General features: G+C 78.4%; 1 pseudogene. It reads right to left on the reverse strand.

The features are described 5' to 3' along the window. Positions 1-2,408: pseudogene (locus ACFPZN_RS55845) on the reverse strand (hypothetical protein); the annotation flags it as partial. Between the last annotated feature and the right edge of the window lie 28 nt (positions 2,409-2,436).

Consider the following 2,436-nt stretch of genomic DNA (forward strand, 5'->3'; position numbering starts at 1 on the left):
CGGCGGCGCCCCGGCCGGGCCCCCCCCCCCCCCCCCCCCGCCGCCGCGGGGCGCCGGCGCCCGCCGACCGCCGCGAACCCCGTGGACGTCGCCGCCACGTCCCGCATCCAGGTCGGGCCGTCGAGATCGCCCCTGCCCGCGTTGCCGCCGCGCGTCCAGGCTCGCAGATCCCCCGAACGCCAGGCCGCGGCCGAGCCGCCGACCATGCCCACCACGACGTAGCCGCCCTGGCCGGACGCCACGCCCGAAACCGTCTTCCCGCCCGGGAAGCCGACCTTGCGCCAGGTCGCGCCGTCCCGCGAGGCCACCACCAGCGGGGTCGAGGCACCCCCGCGCGGGGCGTCGGTGCGGCCGACCGCGAGCCAGCCGTGCGCGCCGTTCGCGACATCGGTCAGCCGCTGCCGCGCCTGCCCCGGACCGCCCGCGCGCCCGGCCCCGAAGTCCGGGCCCTGCGCACGGGACCACGCGGCCCCGTCCGTGCTGCTCCAGGCCGCCGCGTCACCGCCGGTGCTGCCCACGACCACCAGCTTGCCCGACTGATCGGGCGCGCAGGCGGCCAGCGTGCGCTCCGGCCGCACCGCGCCCGGCACCCCGGCCAGGTTGACCGCGGTCGCGGGGCCGGGCGCGGCGGCCAGCGCCATGAAGCCGTCCTCGCCGCGGCGGCCCGTGACGACGGCGCCGCCGCCGTCGGCGACCGCCAGCCCGCTGATCGCCGAACCGGGCCCGGGCGCGCCCACCTCGCCGCCGGGCCGCCAGGCCCGCCCATCGGCGCTGCGCAGCACCGTCCCGGTGTTGCCCCTGCCCCGCACAAGCGCGGCGAGCCCCGCGGACGTGCCCGACAGCCGCTCCACGTTCCTGTACTCGGGGACGGTGAGCTGCGCGGCGGGCACCCACGTCGCCCCGTCCGCCGAACCGAAGACCACGCCGTACCGGCTCGTCTTGCGCTTCTTCTTCGACCCCGTCGTGCTCTTCCCCTCGCGGGCCAGGTAGAAGCCGCCCGGACCCGCCGTCAGGCCCTTGGCGGGCCCGTACGCCCCCTGCCCCTGGGGCAGGTTCACCGCCGTCCAGGTGCGGCCGCCGTCGGCGGACCGCCACATGGCCTCGCCCCGCACGGTCTGCGTGACCTTCTGGGTGCCCTTCTTCTTGCCCTTGCGCTCGACCGTCCTGGTCACCTTCCGGCTGAACGAGCCGTGCGCCACCACCGTGTCACCGGACGCCGCCAGCCCGCCGATCCCGGCCATGTCGGGCAGGTTGAGCCGGTCCGCGCGCTGCCAGGCCCGGCCGTCGGCCGAGGTCCACACCACGGCCCGCACGTCCGCCCCGCCGGGCGAGGTCACCCCGGCCGCCACGAACCCGCCGGAGGTGCGGACCACCGCGTTCACCCGGTCGTTGGGGCCGAACGCGGAGGCCGCGGCGCCCTCCTGCGTCCAGGAGCGCCCGTCGACGCTCGTCCACACCGCGACCCGGCCGTCCGCCGACTGCCCGATCGCCGTCCAGGCCCCGGCACCCCCGGCCAGCATCCGGGGCCGCACCCCGGGCGCGGGCACCGCGCCGTCGGGCGTGCGCACCTCGGCCAGCCGCCAGGTCTTCCCGGCGTCCTGGGAGAGGAGGAACTCGGCGCGCTCCCGCTGCGGCGTGCCGTCCCCGGCCGTCTCCGTCCCGGCGGCGACGACCGTGCCGCCGAACGCGGCCACGGTCACCAGGTCCTGCACGAGCCCGTCGGCCTTGGCGGCCGGGTCGGCCACGAACCAGCCCTCGGCGGACGTCGACGCGGCGACCGCCGACCGCGGGCCGCTCACACCGGAGTCGCCCGACAGGGCGTACGCGGCGACACCGACGACCACGACCGCACCGACCCCGATCGCCACGGCCGCGTGCGAGGGCCGCCGCAACCCGACCTCGCGCCGGGGGGACGGCACGGCAGCGGCCTTACCCGTGCCGCTCGTCCCGGCACCCTTGGACGCCCCGGAGCCGCCGGAAACCTCGGCCTTCTCCTCGGCCGCAGCGGCGCTGACCACACCGGCCGCACGCGCCGTCTTAGAGGCCGACCGCTTCTGCCGCTTGGCGGCAGCCTTCTCAGCCTTTCCGGCAGACCGCTCACCCTTAGCCGACGTCTCCGCGCCACCGGACTTCTCTACCTTGGCGGCCTTCCCCACGCCCGCAGCCTTAGCCACACCGGTGGCCTTCCCCGCGCCGGTGGCCTTCCCCGCGCCGGTGGGCTTTCCCGCGCCGGTGGCCTTCCCCGCGCTGGTGGGCTTGCCCGCGCCCGTGGGCTTGCCCGCGTTGGCGCCCTTCCCCGCGTCGGCGCCCTTCCCCGCGTTGGCGCCCTTGCCCGCGTTGGTGGGCTCATCCGCGCCGGTGGGCTTGCCCCCGCTAGCGGCCTTGCCCGCGCCGGTGGCCTTCCCCACGCCCGTGGGCTTGCCCGCGCCCGTGGGC

The sequence above is a fragment of the Actinomadura rugatobispora genome, assembly GCF_042656285.1.
GTDB classification, from domain to species: Bacteria; Actinomycetota; Actinomycetes; order Streptosporangiales; family Streptosporangiaceae; genus Spirillospora; species Spirillospora rugatobispora.